The sequence below is a fragment of the Bradyrhizobium sp. AZCC 1721 genome, assembly GCF_036924715.1.
Taxonomy (GTDB): Bacteria; Pseudomonadota; Alphaproteobacteria; order Rhizobiales; family Xanthobacteraceae; genus Bradyrhizobium.
The window spans coordinates 5882283-5898478 of sequence record NZ_JAZHSB010000001.1 but is presented as its reverse complement, the minus strand read 5'-3'; the positions used below and the strand labels follow the sequence as shown (position 1 = coordinate 5898478).

The following is a 16196-nucleotide window of genomic DNA, read 5'->3' as shown; positions in this document are numbered from 1 at the left end:
CCGCCATCGTGCTGGCGTTTCTTGCGACCGCCGCGCTGCTCGTCGTGCTGCTGCGCGTGTTGCTGCCTGCAAGGTAATACGAAGGACACTCACCCATGACACTTGTCGGCTGGTTTCAGATTTTGCTGTACTGCGCGATCGTGGTCGCGCTCGTAAAGCCGCTCGGCTGGTATATGACGCGCGTCTTCAGCGGCGAGCGCACGTTTCTGTCTCCGATTCTGCGGCCGGTCGAGGCTGGGCTGTACTGGATCGGCGGCGTCGATGAAAAGCGCGAACAGCATTGGCTGACCTACACGGTCGCGATGCTGCTGTTCCATGTCGGCGGCTTCCTCATCATCTACGGCCTGATGCGGCTGCAGGCGATGCTGCCGTTCAACCCGGCGGGGCAATCCGCCGTCGCCCAGGATTTGTCCTTCAATACCGCGATTTCCTTCATCACCAACACCAACTGGCAGAACTACGGCGGCGAAAGCACGCTATCGTACCTGACGCAGATGCTGGGCCTGACGCATCAGAACTTCCTGTCGGCAGCGACCGGTATCGCGCTCGCAGTGGCGCTGATCCGCGGCTTCTCGCGTTCCTCGATGCGCACGATCGGGAATTTCTGGGTCGATGTGACGCGCTGTACGCTTTACGTGCTGCTGCCGATCTGCTTCGTCTATACGCTGTTCCTGGTGTGGCAGGGCATACCGCAGACGCTCGGCGCCTATGTCGAGGCGACCACGCTGGAAGGCGGCAAGCAGACGATTGCGGTCGGCCCTGTCGCTTCGCAGGTCGCGATCAAAATGCTCGGCACCAATGGCGGAGGCTTCTTCAATGCCAATGCCTCACATCCCTTTGAAAACCCCACCGCACTGTCGAACTTCGTGCAGATGATCTCGATCTTTGCGCTCGGCGCGGCGCTGACCAACGTGTTCGGCCGGATGGTCGGCAACCAGCGGCAGGGGTGGGCGATCCTCGGCGTAATGGGCGTTCTCTTCCTTGCCGGCGTCGCCGTCACCTATTGGGCCGAAGCCAACGGCACCTCGACGCTGAGCGCGCTGGGGTTCTCTGGCGGCAATATGGAAGGCAAGGAAGTCCGCTTCGGCATCGTCGCCTCCTCACTCTTCGCAGTCATTACCACCGCTGCCTCCTGCGGCGCCGTCAATGCCATGCACGACTCCTTCACCGCGCTTGGCGGCATGATCCCGCTGCTCAACATCCAACTCGGCGAAATCATCGTCGGCGGCGTCGGCGCGGGCCTTTATGGCATGCTGCTGTTCGTCGTGTTGGCGATCTTCGTCGCCGGCCTGATGGTCGGCCGTACGCCGGAATTTGTTGGCAAGAAGATCGAAGCGCGCGAGGTCAAAATGGCGATGCTTGCAATCCTGATCCTGCCGTTGATGATTTTGGGCTGGACGGCCGTTGCGGTCGTCTTCCCTCCGGCGGTGGCGTCGATCGCCAATGCCGGTCCGCACGGCTTTACCGAGGTGCTCTATGCCTTCACCTCGGCGACCGGCAATAACGGCTCGGCCTTCGGCGGCCTGACCGGCAATACCTTCTTTTACAATCTGACACTCGCCAGTTCGATGTTTGTCGGCCGCTTCTTCATGATCGTGCCGGCAATGGCGCTGGCGGGGTCGCTTGCGGCCAAGAAATCGATCCCGCCCTCGGCCGGCACGCTGCCGACCACCGGCGGCCTGTTCGTCGGCCTCGTCGTCGGCGTCATCCTGATCATCGGCGGGCTGACCTTCTTCCCGGCGCTGGCGCTGGGGCCGATCGTCGAGCACCTGGCGATGAACGCCAACACCTTGTTCTGATCGAAGCCGTCAGGAGTTACGTCCATGGAAACCATGAAATTGCAGAAAAAGGCGACGGCGTCGGCGATGTTCGATCCGAGCATCGTGCTGCCGGCAATCCGGGCGGCCTTTGCAAAACTCGATCCGCGGCTGATGGTGAAGAACCCCGTGATGTTCGTGGTCGAAATCGTGGCCACGCTCACGACCGTGATATTCCTGCGCAATCTGGTGGCCGGCGGCGAGAACTTCGCCTTCACGTTCCAGATCATCCTGTGGCTGTGGTTCACCGTGCTGTTCGCCAATTTCGCCGAGGCCGTTGCCGAAGGCCGCGGCAAGGCGCAGGCTCTGTCGTTGAAGAAGACCCGCACCGAGAGCAAGGCAAAATTGCTGGAAGGTCCCGGCAAGAACTATCGTCTGGTTTCCGGCACCAGCCTGAAGGTGGGTGACATCGTCTTGGTCGAGGCCGGCGACAACATCCCCTCCGATGGCGAAGTGATCGAGGGTGTAGCTTCGGTGAACGAGGCGGCGATAACGGGTGAATCTGCGCCTGTAATCCGCGAATCCGGTGGTGACCGGTCGGCGGTGACCGGCGGCACGCAAGTGCTATCGGACTGGATCCGCGTTCGGATCACGGCGGCGCAAGGGTCGACCTTCATCGACCGCATGATCAAGCTGGTGGAAGGAGCGGAGCGGCAGAAGACGCCGAATGAGATCGCGCTCAATATTCTGCTCGCCGGCCTGACCATCATCTTCGTGTTCGCCACCGTGACGATTCCGAGCTATGCGGCCTATGCCGGCGGCTCGATTTCGGTAGTGGTGCTGGTGGCACTGTTCGTCACGCTGATTCCGACCACCATCGGCGCGCTGCTATCGGCGATCGGCATCGCCGGCATGGACCGGCTGGTGCGCTTCAACGTGCTCGCCATGTCCGGCCGTGCGGTGGAGGCCGCTGGCGACGTCGACACGCTGCTGCTGGACAAGACCGGCACCATCACGCTCGGCAACCGGCAGGCCACGGCGTTTCGCCCCTTGCGCGGTGTCACCGAACAGGAGCTGGCGGATGCGGCGCAGCTCGCCTCGCTCGCCGACGAGACGCCGGAAGGTCGCTCGATCGTCGTGCTGGCGAAAGAGAAATACGGCATCCGCGGCCGCGACATGAAGGAGCTCAACGCGAGCTTCATTCCCTTCACCGCGCAGACACGCATGAGCGGCATCGACGCCGGGTCATCGTCGGAGCGCAAGGGCGCGGTGGATGCGATCCTGAATTACGTCGATGGTGGCGGCGCGATCCGCGCGGTCGCTTCCGGGAATGCGGCGCGCGCCGTGTCGGGCGTCCTCTCGGAGGCGGCCCGTGAGATCCAAACGGTTTCCGACGAGGTCTCGAAAGCCGGCGGCACGCCGCTGGCGGTCGCCAAAGACGGGAAACTACTCGGCGTCGTGCATCTGAAGGACATCGTCAAGGGCGGCATCCGGGAGCGCTTTGCGGAATTGCGCCGGATGGGCATCCGCACCGTGATGATCACCGGCGACAATCCGATGACCGCAGCCGCCATCGCGGCCGAGGCCGGCGTCGACGATTTCCTTGCCCAGGCAACGCCGGAGGACAAGCTGAAGCTGATCCGCGACGAGCAGGCCAGGGGCAAACTGGTCGCGATGTGCGGCGACGGCACCAACGACGCGCCGGCGCTGGCGCAGGCCGATGTCGGCGTCGCCATGAACACCGGCACGCAGGCGGCGCGCGAGGCCGGCAACATGGTCGATCTCGATTCCAACCCGACCAAGCTGATCGAGGTGGTCGAGATCGGCAAGCAGCTTCTGATGACGCGCGGCGCGCTGACCACGTTCTCGATCGCCAACGACGTCGCAAAGTATTTCGCCATTATCCCGGCGATGTTCCTGGCGTTCTACCCGCAGCTCGAGGTGCTCAACGTCATGCACCTCGCAAGCCCGCAGAGCGCCATCCTGTCGGCGATCATCTTCAACGCGCTGATCATCATCGCGCTGATCCCGCTGGCGCTGAAAGGCGTCGCCTATCGCGCCGTCGGTGCAGGGGCGCTTCTGCGCCGTAACCTGCTGATCTACGGCTTGGGCGGCATCATCGTTCCCTTTATCGGCATCAAGGCCATCGACCTTGCGGTTGTGGCTTTGCATCTGGCCTAACACCACAACCGTCATTGCGAGGAGCGAAGCGACGAAGCAATCCATCTATCCACTTGTGGCGCCATGGATTGCTTCGCTTCGCTCGCAATGACGGAAAACTTACGGAGACCTAAAATGCTCAGAGAAATCCGTCCCGCGATCCTCATCCTGCTGCTACTCACCGCGATCACCGGCCTTGCCTATCCCCTCGCCATGACCGCCATCGCCGGCGCGATCTTTTCGAGGCAGGCGCACGGCAGCCTGATTGAAAAGGACGGCAAGGTGATCGGCTCCGCTCTGATCGGGCAGGAGTTCAAGGAAGACAAATATTTCCACGGCCGCCCGTCCGCGACTTCGGCGCCGGACCCGGCCGATCCGACCAAGACGGTCCCTGCGCCCTACAACGCCGCCAATTCCGGTGGCTCCAATCTTGGGCCGACCAGCAAGGCGCTGGCCGACCGGATCAAGGAGGACTTCGCGAAGCTGAAGACCGAAAACCCGGCCGCTGCCGTACCGGTCGATCTCGTCACCACCTCCGGCAGCGGGCTCGATCCCGACATCTCGCCGGAAGGCGCGCTATTCCAGGTCCCGCGCGTGGCGAAGGCCCGCAACCTGCCGGAGGCGCGCGTCCAGCAACTGGTTACCGAGCACATTCAGGGCCGCATGGCTGGATTGCTTGGCGAGCCGCGCATTAACGTACTGGCGTTGAACCTGGCGCTGGATGAGGTTTCAAAATGAGACATGCTAGGCCCCTCGAAGGGTGAGGACTATACTACCGCATGGTCCAAGCCCGCCGCGACCCCGAACAACGTCCATCACCGGAGGCCCTGCTGGAGGCCGCCCGGCGCGAGGAGAGCCGCGCCGGCAAGCTCAAGATCTTTGTCGGCGCTGCGCCCGGCGTCGGCAAGACCTATGAGATGCTGCAGAGCGCCCACGCCAAGAAGAAGGCGGGCGCCGATGTCGTGGTCGGCATCGTCGAAACCCACGGCCGGGCTGAAACCGAAGTGCTTCTGAACGGTCTCGAGGTGCTGCCGCGCAGGCGGCTCGCCTACAAGGAGCAGACGCTCGAGGAGATGGACCTGGATGCGCTGATCGCGCGGCGGCCGCAGATCGCGCTCGTCGATGAACTCGCTCACACCAATGCGCCCGGCAGCCGTCATCCCAAGCGCTATCTCGACGTCGAGGAATTGCTGTCCCACGGCATCGACGTCTATACGGCAGTCAATATCCAGCACATCGAGAGCCTCAACGACGTGGTCGCGCAGATCACGCATGTGCGGGTCCGTGAGACTGTGCCGGATTCCGTGTTCGACCGCGCCGACGCCATCGAGCTGATCGACCTCACGCCCGACGATCTGATCCAGCGGCTGAAGGAGGGCAAGGTCTACGTTCCCAAACAGGCCGAGCGCGCGCTGGAGCATTATTTCTCGCCAGGCAACCTGACCGCGTTGCGCGAGCTGGCGCTGCGGCGCACCGCCGAACGCGTCGACGAGCAGTTGCTCACCCATATGCAGGCCAACGCCATAGCAGGTCCATGGGCGGCAGGTGAGCGCATCCTGGTTTGCGTCAGCGAAGATCCGCGCGCGGCCGGGCTGGTGCGCTATACCAAGCGGCTGGCCGACCGGCTGCACGCGCAATGGACCGCTATTAGCATCGAGACACGCCGTAGCCTGCAACTGACCGACGAGCAGCGCGACCGGTTGGCCGATACCATGCGGCTGGCGGAAGCGCTGGGCGGTGAGGCGCTGACCATTCCCGGCGTCGGCCGCCGCATCGCCGACGACGTCATCCATTTCGCGCACGCCAATAATGTCACGCAGATCGTCATCGGCAAGTCGACCCGCTCCTGGTGGTTCGAGCTGACGCGCGGTTCTGTCGTGCACGATCTGGTGCGCCGCGCCGGCCATATCAGCGTCCACGTCATCCCCGGCGACGAACAGGGCGTGGCGAAAGCGGCGGTGCAGACTGCGGCGCGACAGGAGCCGTTCAACCCGCGGCCCTACATGATGGCGCTATTGTTCGTCGCGGTCAGCCTCGGCGCTGCCAAACTGATCCAGCCGATGTTCGGTGGCATCGAGAATGTCGATCTGGTGCTCCTCACCGCCGTGGTCGGCGTCGCCGTTCGCTACGGGCTCTTGCCATCGCTGTTGGCGAGCGTCGCGGCGTCGCTGTGCTACAATTTCTTCTTCATGCCGCCGGTCCATACCTTCACCATCGCCGACCCGATCAACATTGCCGCGTTCTTCCTCTTCATGCTGATCGCACTGTTGGTCTCCAATCTCGCGGCACGGGTGCGCTCTCAGGCCGACACCGCGATCGGCCGGGTGCGCACCACCGAATCGCTCTACGCCTTCAGCCGCAAGCTCGCGGGCACCGCGACGCTGGACGATGTGCTGTGGGCGACCGCCTATCAGACCGCGCTGATGCTGAAGGTGAGGGTGGTGCTGCTGTTGCCGGAGGACGGTGTGCTCACCGTGAAGTCGGGTTATCCGCCCGAGGATCAACTGGGCGAGGCCGACCTTGCCGCCGCCAAATGGGCTTGGGACAACGACCGTGCGGCCGGGCGCGGCTCGGATACGCTGCCGGGCGCCAAACGGCTGTTCCTGCCGATGCGAACCGGGCGCGGCGCGATCGGCGTCATCGGCATCGACGACGACCGCACCGGTCCGTTGCTGACGCCGGATCAGCGCCGCCTGCTCGATGCGCTGGTCGATCAGGGCGCGCTGGCGATCGAGCGCGTGCTGCTGGTGGAAGACATGGACCGGGTCAAGCGCACGGTGGAATCCGACCGGCTGCGCGGCGCGCTGTTGACCTCGATCTCGCACGATCTGAAGACGCCGTTGGCCTCGGTGCTCGGTGCCGCTTCCGCCCTGCGCGATCTCGGCTCCAGCCTCAACGACGCGCAGAAGAACGAACTGCTCGCCACCATGATCGACGAATCCGAGCGCCTCAATCGCTTCATCGCCAATCTGCTCGACATGACCAAGCTGGAATCCGGTGCGATCGTGCCGAATACCGCGCGGCATGACGTCTCCGAGATCGTCGGCAGCACGCTGCGCCGCGCGAACAAGATCCTCCTGCATCACAAGGTGTCACTGGAACTCAGTCCCAATCTGCCGATGCTGGAGCTGGATGCGGTTCTGTTCGAACAGGTATTGTTCAATTTGCTCGATAACGCGGCCAAATACGCGCAGGCCGGAACCACGATTTCGATCCGGGGAACGCGCGATCCGGCAAGTGTGTCGCTGCAGATCCTCGACGAAGGCAGCGGTATTCCGCCTGCCGAGGTGGAAAGCGTGTTCGACAAGTTCTATCGCGCTCAAAAGGGCGACCACATCCGTCCCGGCACCGGGCTGGGGCTCGCCATCTCGCGCGGTTTCGTCGAGGCGATGCATGGCACGATATCGGCCGCCAATCGTACCGATCGCTCTGGGGCCATCATCACTATTCGACTGCCCGTCCCGGCCTCCGATAGCGCGCTGGATACCGCCGCATGAACGCCGCCCAGATCAAGGTTTTGGTGATCGACGACGAGCCGCCGATCCGCAAATTGCTGCGGATGGGGTTGAGCACGCAGGGCTACGACATCCTCGAAGCCTCCAACGGCAAGATTGCGCTGGAGAAGCTCGCGGATGGCCCGGCGCTGATCATCCTCGATCTTGGCCTGCCCGACATCCAGGGCCATGAGCTCCTGCGCATGATCCGCGGCCGCAACGAGAGTGTGCCGATCGTGGTACTGTCGAGCCGCGGTGACGAGGCCGGCAAGGTGCAGGCGCTCGATCTCGGCGCCGACGATTATCTGACAAAGCCGTTCGGCATGGACGAGTTGCTGGCGCGGATGCGCGCAGCGCTCCGGCACCAATTGCAGGTGCAGGGCGAGCGGCCGGTATTCCGCGCAGGCGACCTCTCGGTCGATCTGGTGCGCCGCATCGTCAAGGTTGGCGAGCGCGAAGTAAAACTCTCGCCGAAGGAATACGAATTGCTGCGCGTTCTGGTGCAGCATGCCGGCAAGGTGCTGACCCATCGCTTCCTCTTGAAGGAGCTGTGGGACGAGTTGACGGATGCGCAGTATCTGCGCGTCTACGTCCGCCAGCTACGTCAGAAGATCGAAGCCGATCCTGAGCGCCCGCAATTCGTGCTGACCGAGACCGGCATCGGCTACCGGTTGCGCGCGCCGGATTAAGCGCAGCGATACCGTTTGAGCACGAAAACAATCTTGCGTAGTGCAAAGAGAAGCGCTCTACTGGGGAGCTTTTCCGTTCGAGAACATAATCATAGGAGAACCGCCGATGCTGCGTCTGCGTCACGCGACAGCCGTAGTGTTTTTTACCGGGTTTCAATGTCTCGTCGCCTCCGGCTTGATTGCGGGCACGGCGGATAATCAGGTTCAGGAAGCGGTATGGCCCACCAAGGCCTGGCCGGTCTCAACTCCCGAAGAGCAGGGGATGCAATCCGGTACGCTGGCCCGGCTCGTGGAGACCGTGGGGGGCTACAAGCAGGACAGCCTGCTGATCGTCCGGCACGGCAAGATCGTGCTTGATGCCTACTATGCCCCCTATCAGCCCAACATTACGCACGACCTGAGATCGGTAACGAAGAGTGTTGTCAGCACGTTGACGGCCATCGAAATCAAGCAAGGCCTGCTCGACAGCGTTGATCATCCGATTATGGATTTGTTCGCCGACAAGCAAATTCCCAACATTGATGAAGCCAAGAAAGCAATGACCGTTCAGCACCTGCTGGACATGACCTCGGGCCTGGAGTGGCAGGAGAAATCCTATACGCCCGACGAGACCCTCATGCGGATGTATCAGGCGCCGGATCGGACCGCCTTCGTGTTAAGCCAGCCGATGTCGGATGCTCCAGGCGCCAAATTCTATTACAATAGCGGCAATCCGTACGTGCTGTCCGCGCTCATCAACAGGAAGACCGGTCAGAATGCGCTGGATTTTGCGGAGAAAGAGCTGTTCGGGCCGCTTGGTATCACCAGCGCTCGCTGGGGCCGGGCCGACGCCCAGGGAGTCATCGATGGCGAAGCGGGACTGTCGCTGGCGCCGCACGACATGGCCCGGTTTGGCTATCTCTACCTTCGCAATGGGATGTGGGACGGCAAGCAGATCATTCCAGCGTCATGGGTTGATCGGGCGAGGGAAGGAAGGGTTAAGGCGACTTTCGGGTTTCGCTACGCAAATCTGTGGTGGTCGTTGCCCGAAAAGGACGCCTACATGGCCCGCGGTCGCCATTCGCAGTTGATTCTTGTGCTTCCGAAGCTGGATATCGGTCATGACCGGCATTTTGCGGGATGACCAGTTCTATCCAACGGCCAGGCTGATCGATGATATTGCCAGCGCAGTCAAGTCGGACCAGCCGCTGCCGCCTGACGCCGTCGCGCAATCCCTGCTCGCGGCATCAGTTCGCGAAGCTGCTACGGAGCGGCCGTCACCGCTCGGCAAGACCCCCGAACTGGCGAAACAGATATCGGGGAAGACCTATCAAGTGAGTAGCAATATTCTCAGAGTAAAGACATTCGCGCTGAACCTCGTCGATCCGGATCCGTTCTGGGAAATCACCACCTACGCTGGAAGGGCGGACCAGCCTGCGGGACGTTTTTCGGGACTGCTGGGGCTTGACGGAATTTTTCGAAAGAGCCCTCCAGTCAACTACGGGATCAATGCATCCAAAGGACGCTGGCTCGACGAGCGTACCTTTGCATTGGAGCGCCGAATCCTCGGACGTAGCGAAACGCAACTCTGGATTCTCGCTTTCAATGGCAACAAAGTTGAAGTCGCCTTCGAAAATACCGATGGCACCAAGACAACTCTGTACGGCGAAGTGAAGGAGTGAGAGGCAGCCGCCTCTCGCCATCTTCGATCGCTGACTACTTCCCCGCCACCGGCGGTAATCAGAACCAACGGCTCCTCATGGCCGTTTGCCGTCGATCGTGCTGGTCAGCTTGCCGCGTGCGCTGCAACCGTACAGTGGTATGCTTAATTGTGTAGTTTGATCCAGACTGAGCTCGCGCGGAAGAGGCTCAGGGCAGGACGGAGCACGACCATGGCTGAGAGCGTCATGTATCACGAAGGTAACAGGCAATTGCAGGACCGGTTCGACAGCCGCCGGATTTCGGATCGGCTGGAAGAGAAGCTGATGCGCAAGGAATTCACCGCTGACGACAAGCAGTTCATCGAAGGCCTACCCTATTTCTTTCTGGCAACCGCCGATGCCGAAGGCCGGCCCGATTGCTCATTCAAGGGTGGGGCGCCGGGGTTTGTGCGCATCACCGGGCCTTCCGAGCTCGCATTTCCCGACTATGACGGCAACGGCATGTTCAAGAGTCTCGGCAACATCGTCGTTAATGCCGATGTCGGCCTGCTGTTCATCGCCATGCATGGCAAGCCGCGGCGTTTGCGTGTCAACGGCAGCGCCAGCGTGAGCGACAGCGACCCGCTGCTGTCGGAGACCGTCGGCGCGCAGCTCATCGTTCGCGTGACGGCGCGTGCGATCTTTCCGAACTGCCCGCGATATATTCCGGCGATGCGGTCGATCGAGCCGTCGATCTATGTGCCTCAAGCCGGACAGGACGCGCCGGAGCCGGCGTGGAAAGGCTTTGCGGATTTCAAGGACTGCATCCACCCGCGCCAACCGACATTCAAGGGGTAGGGAGCGATTGTAGCCCACACCGAAAATCACCCTCGTCGTCCCTGCCTAGTGCGCAATTGCGCACGGGGCGCAGGGACCCATAACCATCGGCCTAGATTGCAGCGAAGGCAACTGGCCCCATCGCGCCGCAGATAAGCCGCGGCGTATGGGTCCCTGCGTTCGCAGGGACGACGGCGAAAGTATTTGAAATGAACGGAAGCGGCCTAGATCGCCGTCATCTCGCCCTTGGTGCAGGCGTCCCGCAGCTTGAATTTTTGGATCTTGCCCGATCCGGTCAGCGGGAATGTGTCCACGATGTACCACTGTTTTGGCGTTTTGTGCGGGGCGAGCGAGGCACGCATGTAGGCGATCAGCTCGTCCTTGTCGATCGCGGCGCCTGGCGCCGGGCGGATGAAGGCTGCGACCTCTTCGCCCCATTTCTCGTGCGGCAGGCCGATCACGGCGACCTCGCCCACCTTGGGATGCTTGAACAGCAGCTCTTCCAGCTCGCGCGGATAGATGTTTTCGCCGCCGCGGATGATCATGTCCTTCAGCCGGCCTTCCACGGTGCAGTAGCCGCGCGCGTCCATTGCGCAGAGATCGCCGGTGTGCAGCCAGCCGTGGGCGTCGATCGCAGCCGCAGTCGCATCGGGCATTTCGAAGTAACCGATCATCACGTGATAGCCGCGGGTGCAGAACTCGCCGATCGTGCCGATCGGAACGGTCTCGCCGGTGTTGGGATCGATGATCTTGGTTTCCATATTGGGCAGCGGCAGGCCGATCGTGTTGGCCTTGTCCTCGACGCTGTCATGGGTGCGGGTCTGCGCCGCGACGGGGGAGCATTCGGTCTGGCCGAAAACAATCGTAAAGGGCGCGCCGAGCTTTTCCTCCAGGAGCCGCACCAGCGAGGCCGGCACTGTCGAGCCGCCGGAGCAGATCGCCTTGACGGAGGACAGATCGGTCGCCGCGAATGTCGGGTGCTCCAGCATCGCAACCAGCATGGTGGGCACGCCGAGCATGGCGTTGCCGCGATAGGTCCCGAGCATTTCCAGCACCAGCCCAGGCTCGAAAGCCTCGACCAGCACCGTGGTCGCGGCCTTTGATACCGCGCCGATCACGCAGCAGACGCAGCCGCCGGTATGAAACAACGGCATCGTGGTGACGAAGACGTCGCCGTCGTCGACGCCCATCCGGTCGGCGGTATCGGCACCGTTGTTGAGCAGCCCGCGATGGCGGAGCAGGGCGCCTTTCGGAAAGCCGGTCGTGCCCGAGGTATACTGGATCATGACGGGATCGTCTGGGCTGACGGCCGGCAGCTTGATGCCCTCGTCGTCGCCAGCCGCGATGAAGGCATTCCAGTCATCGAAGCAGATGATCTCGCGCAGCTCGGGACAATTCGGCGCCACTGCCTGCACGGTCTCCAGCATCGGGTTGCCGCGGAAGCCGTTGACCACGAAGACCCCGGCAGAGCGCGACTGTTTCAGCACATATTCCACTTCGCGGGCGCGGAAGGCCGGGTTGACGGTGACGAGCACCATGCCCGCCATGCCGGCGCCGAATTCGAGCATCATCCATTCCGGGATATTTTGTGCCCAGACGGCAATGCGCTCGCCGGGCTTGAAGCGCGACAGCAGCGCCCGGGCGGTGCGCTGGGCTTCGCGATAGAACTGTGCGTAGGTCCATTGCCGCCGCTGCGCCGGGTCAGGCACGCCCGCGATCAGGGCGAGGCGATCGGGCGCGGCCTCAGCCGCCTTGCGCAAGAGATCGCCGAATGTCATCTCCCGTACCGCAGGCGTGGTCGGTCCTGCGACGTGCGACTTCGTCAATGCCATTCATTCCTCCCCGGTCCGACGCCGCTATTGTCGGTGGCGTCAGTTCCAAGAGGAAAATGCCTTCCGGCTTCGGGTAATGCAAGCGCTCGCAATGACGGCCAGCGCAAGCCTAGCTCGCCTTGCGGTGCCTCGCCGACGACCGGTGTGCTTTCCTTGCTGTCCGGCGTGCCGGCGCCCGCCGCGAGGCCGGGGCTTGTGCGCGCCGTCTCGTCGCCGCTTTGCCTTTCAGGCTCGCCTTCAGCGCGTCCATCAGGTTGATGACGTTGTCCGCCCTCTCCTCGGGCTCGGCGACCTTGATCGGCTTGCCGGAAGCCTTGCGGCGCACCAGCGCCTTCAGCGCGTCCTCATACTCATCCTTGAACTTCGAGGGATCGAAATGCGCGGCCATTTTGTGCAGGATATGGCCCGCGAGTTCGACCATGTCCTTGGTGATCTTCGGGGTCTTGATGTCATCGAAGAAGTCGCCCTCGTCGCGCAGCTCGTACGGATACCGCAGTGTAGTGCCGAGCAGGCCCTTGCCGAGCGGCTCGATCGCCATGACGTGCTCGCGGTTGGTCAGCACGATGCGCGCCAGCGCCACCCGTTCCTCATCCTTCATGGCGTCCCGGATCACCGCGAAGGCGTCCACCGCGGCCTTGCCGTCGGGGGCAATGTAGTAGGGGTGATTGTAGTAGCGCTTGTCGATTTCGTCCCGCGGCACAAAACTGTCGATCTCGATGGTATGATTGCTCTCGATCTGGACGGCTTCCAGTTCCTCCTTTTCGATCTCGACATACTGGCCCTTTTTCAGCTCATAGCCGCGGCCTTTCTGGTCGCTCTCGACGACGTCGCCGGTCTCGGCATCGATCATTTGCTGCTTCAGCCGGTTGCCGGTCTCCTTGTTGATCATGTGAAAGCGGGTTTTCTCGACCGATGTCGAGGCCGGATACAGCACGACCGGACATGACACCAAAGAGAGCTTAAGCGAGCCTTTCCAGTAGGCGCGGGGGGCCATTGCAATCTCCGGGCGCGGTTTGGGTTTGGGAACTTCAACGGTTAGTATGGGTTTTCGTTCCGGGTGTTGCCGCGGGGCGGATTGATTGAGGTGTGGCCGTGGCGTTGAAGAAGCTCAGCACGTACCGCAAGAAGCGTGATTTCGGCAAAACGGCGGAGCCCTCCGGCGATGTCGAGGTCGCGCCCGCCCGAGAGCGGCGGTTCGTGATTCAGAAGCATGATGCGAGCCGGCTGCATTACGATCTCAGGCTGGAATTCGACGGCGTGTTCAAATCCTGGGCCGTTACCAAGGGGCCGTCACTCGACCCTCACGACAAGCGGCTCGCGGTCGAGGTCGAGGACCACCCGCTCGATTACGGCGATTTCGAAGGCATCATTCCCGAAGACCAGTACGGCGGCGGCACGGTGATGCTGTGGGACCGGGGCTATTGGGAGTCCGATGATCCCGATCGCGGCTTCAAGAAGGGCGACCTGAAATTCACCCTGCATGGCGACAAGCTGCACGGAAGCTGGGTGCTGGTGCGGATGCGGGGCGACCGCTACGGCGGCAAGCGCACCAACTGGCTCCTGATCAAGCACCGTGACGAATTCGCCAGGGAAGGCGAGGATAACGACATTCTCGACGAGGACCGTTCGGTCGCCTCCGGGCGCACGATGGAGCAGATCGCGCAAGGCAAGGGCAAGGCGCCAAAGCCGTTCATGCTGGCTACGGCTACAAAGGCCGACGCGGTTTGGCAATCGAACCGCGGCGATGCGGCCGAGGCGCGGGCCTTGCGGAAGACGGCCGCCTTGCGCGCCGCGCCGGAGATCAAAACGCGCGCCCCGGCCCCGATGGTCAAGCCGAAGAAGGTCGCGGCGATGCCCGATTTCGTCGCGCCGCAGCTTTGCACAGTCGTCGAGCGGCCGCCCGGCGGCGAAGGCTGGTGTCACGAGATCAAGTTCGACGGCTACCGCGTGCAATTGCGGGTGGAGGATGGCGATGCGGTGCTCTGCACCCGAAAAGGCCTCGACTGGACCGATAAATTCCAGGCGATCGCCAAGGAAGCGAAATCGCTTCCCGACGTGCTGATCGATGGCGAGATCGTCGCGCTCGATCATAACGGCGCGCCCAACTTCTCGACCCTGCAGGCGGCGCTGTCGGACGGCGACAGCGAGAGCCTGATCTTCTATGCGTTCGACCTGCTGTTTGCCAATGGTGAAGATTTTCGAAAGCTCCCGCTCGGCGACCGCAAGGCGCGGCTGAAGAAATTGCTGGAGGCGCAGAAGGGCAAGGACAAGCAGATCCGCTATGTCGAGCATTTTGAAAGCGGCGGCGATGCCGTCCTGCGATCGGCCTGCAAGCTCGAACTCGAAGGCATCGTCTCCAAGAAACTCGATGTGCCCTATCGCTCGGGCCGCACCGAGAGCTGGACCAAGGCGAAATGCCGCGCCGGGCATGAGGTGGTGCTGGGCGGCTGGAAGACCACCAACGGCAAATTCCGTTCGCTGATGGCCGGCGTCTACCGCGGCGATCATCTCGCCTTTGTCGGTATGGTCGGTACCGGTTTCGGGCAGGACAAGGTGCGCCGCATCATGCCGGCGCTGAAGGCAGCAGCCTCCGACAAGAATCCGTTCGGCGGCAAGAACGCGCCGAAGAAAACCCGCGACGTGCACTGGCTGAAACCGGAGTTGGTCGCCGAGATCGAATTCGCGGGGTTCACCGCGGACGGAAACATTCGTCAGGCGGCGTTCAAAGGCCTGCGGCAGGACAAGCCGGCCGAGGAGGTGGAGGCGGAAACACCGTCCAAGGCAGGCGTCGCGCAGCCGAAACCGGGCAAGGGCAAGGGTGCGACGGTGCGGGCAACGCCCGCAACAACGAACAAGGCCGGCGAGGTCATGGGCGTGGTGATCTCAAAGCCGGACAAGGAGTTGTGGCCCGACGCCGGCGACGGCGAGGGCGTTACAAAGTTCGACCTCGCGCAATATTTCGAGAGCGTCGGCGAATGGATGATCGGTCACCTCAAGGGCCGTCCATGCTCGATCGTTCGCGCGCCCGACGGCATCCATGGCGAGAAATTCTTTCAACGCCACGCCATGCAGGGTGCGTCCAACCTGTTCGAGCTGGCCAAGGTTTCGGGCGACCGCAAGCCCTATCTGCAGATCGACCGGGTCGAGGGATTGGCTGCGGTGGCGCAGATCGGCGGCCTCGAATTGCATCCCTGGAATTGTGCACCGGACGCTTACGACACGCCGGGACGTCTGGTGTTCGATCTCGATCCCGCGCCCAATGTTGAATTCTCCGACGTCATCGAAGCGGCAAAAGACATGCGCCAGCGGTTGACCGCTGTTGGCCTCGAAAGCTTCTGCAAGACCACGGGCGGCAAGGGGCTGCATGTGGTGACGCCGCTGCTTTATGGCGCAAGGGACAAGGTTTCTTGGAAGGAGGCCAAGGTGTTCGCGCAAGGCATCTGCCAGTGGATGGCGAGCGATGATCCCGAGCGCTATCTGCTCAACATGTCGAAGAAGCTGCGCAAGGGAAAAATCTTCCTCGACTATCTTCGCAACGACCGGATGTCGACGGCGATCGCTGCCTTGTCGCCCCGTGCGCGGGAGGGGGCTACCGTGTCGATGCCGCTGACCTGGACGCAGGTGCGCGGCGATCTCGATCCGAAGAAATATACGATCCGCACCGTGCCGTCGCTACTGGCGAAGACGAAAGCGTGGGACGGCTACGATGACGCGGCAGCGTCGATCAAGCCGGCGATGAAGAAATTGGCCTCAATGTAGGGTGGCCAAAGCGACAGCGTGCCCACCATCTTTATCTCAACAAGAAGGG

11 protein-coding genes are annotated in these 16196 nt (G+C 62.6%); 9 read left to right on the top strand and 2 right to left on the bottom strand.

Features of this window, described 5'->3' with window-relative positions; all coding sequences use genetic code 11:
* Nucleotides 1-95: 95 nt before the first annotated feature.
* From kdpA to V1273_RS28150, 8 genes are all read left to right on the top strand, one after another.
* The gene (gene kdpA / locus V1273_RS28185) at nucleotides 96-1799 is read left to right on the top strand and encodes a potassium-transporting ATPase subunit KdpA (RefSeq protein ID WP_334411583.1); all 1704 of its coding nucleotides are present in this window, start codon (nucleotides 96-98) and stop codon (nucleotides 1797-1799) included.
* 24 nt (nucleotides 1800-1823) lie between these two features.
* Nucleotides 1824-3938 carry a potassium-transporting ATPase subunit KdpB gene (gene kdpB, locus V1273_RS28180; protein WP_334411581.1) on the top strand — a complete coding sequence of 705 codons (2115 nt, stop codon included), beginning with the start codon at nucleotides 1824-1826 and terminating at the stop codon, nucleotides 3936-3938.
* A 114-nt stretch (nucleotides 3939-4052) separates the two neighbouring features.
* Complete coding sequence (locus tag V1273_RS28175) at nucleotides 4053-4655, top strand: K(+)-transporting ATPase subunit C (RefSeq protein ID WP_334364590.1); 603 nt, start codon at nucleotides 4053-4055, stop codon at nucleotides 4653-4655.
* Between the two features lie 41 nt (nucleotides 4656-4696).
* Nucleotides 4697-7414 (top strand): sensor histidine kinase KdpD, encoded by a 2718-nt coding sequence (locus tag V1273_RS28170; protein ID WP_334364589.1) that lies wholly within the window; start codon nucleotides 4697-4699, stop codon nucleotides 7412-7414.
* Complete coding sequence (locus V1273_RS28165; RefSeq protein WP_334380711.1) at nucleotides 7411-8100, top strand: response regulator transcription factor; 690 nt, start codon at nucleotides 7411-7413, stop codon at nucleotides 8098-8100. Before V1273_RS28170 ends, V1273_RS28165 begins: the two co-directional genes overlap by 4 nt.
* A gap of 106 nt (nucleotides 8101-8206) precedes the next feature.
* Nucleotides 8207-9223, top strand: a complete 1017-nt coding sequence (locus tag V1273_RS28160) for a serine hydrolase domain-containing protein (RefSeq protein WP_334411580.1) — start codon at nucleotides 8207-8209, stop codon at nucleotides 9221-9223.
* Nucleotides 9201-9761 carry a hypothetical protein gene (locus V1273_RS28155; RefSeq protein WP_334411579.1) on the top strand — a complete coding sequence of 187 codons (561 nt, stop codon included), beginning with the start codon at nucleotides 9201-9203 and terminating at the stop codon, nucleotides 9759-9761. The genes V1273_RS28160 and V1273_RS28155 overlap by 23 nt, the downstream gene beginning before the upstream one ends.
* Before the next feature lie 210 nt (nucleotides 9762-9971).
* Nucleotides 9972-10577 carry a pyridoxamine 5'-phosphate oxidase family protein gene (locus tag V1273_RS28150; protein WP_334364586.1) on the top strand — a complete coding sequence of 202 codons (606 nt, stop codon included), beginning with the start codon at nucleotides 9972-9974 and terminating at the stop codon, nucleotides 10575-10577.
* A gap of 203 nt (nucleotides 10578-10780) precedes the next feature.
* On the opposite strand, the gene V1273_RS28145 is transcribed toward V1273_RS28150, so the two are convergent.
* Nucleotides 10781-12388 (bottom strand): AMP-binding protein, encoded by a 1608-nt coding sequence (locus V1273_RS28145; RefSeq protein WP_334411578.1) that lies wholly within the window; start codon nucleotides 12386-12388, stop codon nucleotides 10781-10783.
* Nucleotides 12389-12497: 109 nt separating this feature from the next.
* Nucleotides 12498-13382, bottom strand: a complete 885-nt coding sequence (ku, locus tag V1273_RS28140; RefSeq protein WP_334364584.1) for a non-homologous end joining protein Ku — start codon at nucleotides 13380-13382, stop codon at nucleotides 12498-12500.
* Between the two features lie 98 nt (nucleotides 13383-13480).
* Between ku and ligD the strand changes: the two genes are divergently transcribed.
* Nucleotides 13481-16147 carry a DNA ligase D gene (gene ligD / locus V1273_RS28135; RefSeq protein ID WP_334411577.1) on the top strand — a complete coding sequence of 889 codons (2667 nt, stop codon included), beginning with the start codon at nucleotides 13481-13483 and terminating at the stop codon, nucleotides 16145-16147.
* The last annotated feature ends 49 nt before the right edge of the window (nucleotides 16148-16196 follow it).

What these genes read in the sequence shown, in the direction of transcription:
- V1273_RS28145 (WP_334411578.1), bottom strand. Translation starts at nt 12,388, where the DNA reads ATGGCATTGACGAAGTCGCACGTCGCAGGACCGACCACGCCTGCGGTA.
- V1273_RS28155 (WP_334411579.1), top strand. Translation starts at nt 9,201, where the DNA reads ATGACCGGCATTTTGCGGGATGACCAGTTCTATCCAACGGCCAGGCTG.
- V1273_RS28170 (WP_334364589.1), top strand. Translation starts at nt 4,697, where the DNA reads ATGGTCCAAGCCCGCCGCGACCCCGAACAACGTCCATCACCGGAGGCC.
- V1273_RS28160 (WP_334411580.1), top strand. Translation starts at nt 8,207, where the DNA reads ATGCTGCGTCTGCGTCACGCGACAGCCGTAGTGTTTTTTACCGGGTTT.
- kdpA (WP_334411583.1), top strand. Translation starts at nt 96, where the DNA reads ATGACACTTGTCGGCTGGTTTCAGATTTTGCTGTACTGCGCGATCGTG.
- V1273_RS28175 (WP_334364590.1), top strand. Translation starts at nt 4,053, where the DNA reads ATGCTCAGAGAAATCCGTCCCGCGATCCTCATCCTGCTGCTACTCACC.
- V1273_RS28165 (WP_334380711.1), top strand. Translation starts at nt 7,411, where the DNA reads ATGAACGCCGCCCAGATCAAGGTTTTGGTGATCGACGACGAGCCGCCG.
- ku (WP_334364584.1), bottom strand. Translation starts at nt 13,382, where the DNA reads ATGGCCCCCCGCGCCTACTGGAAAGGCTCGCTTAAGCTCTCTTTGGTG.
- kdpB (WP_334411581.1), top strand. Translation starts at nt 1,824, where the DNA reads ATGGAAACCATGAAATTGCAGAAAAAGGCGACGGCGTCGGCGATGTTC.
- V1273_RS28150 (WP_334364586.1), top strand. Translation starts at nt 9,972, where the DNA reads ATGGCTGAGAGCGTCATGTATCACGAAGGTAACAGGCAATTGCAGGAC.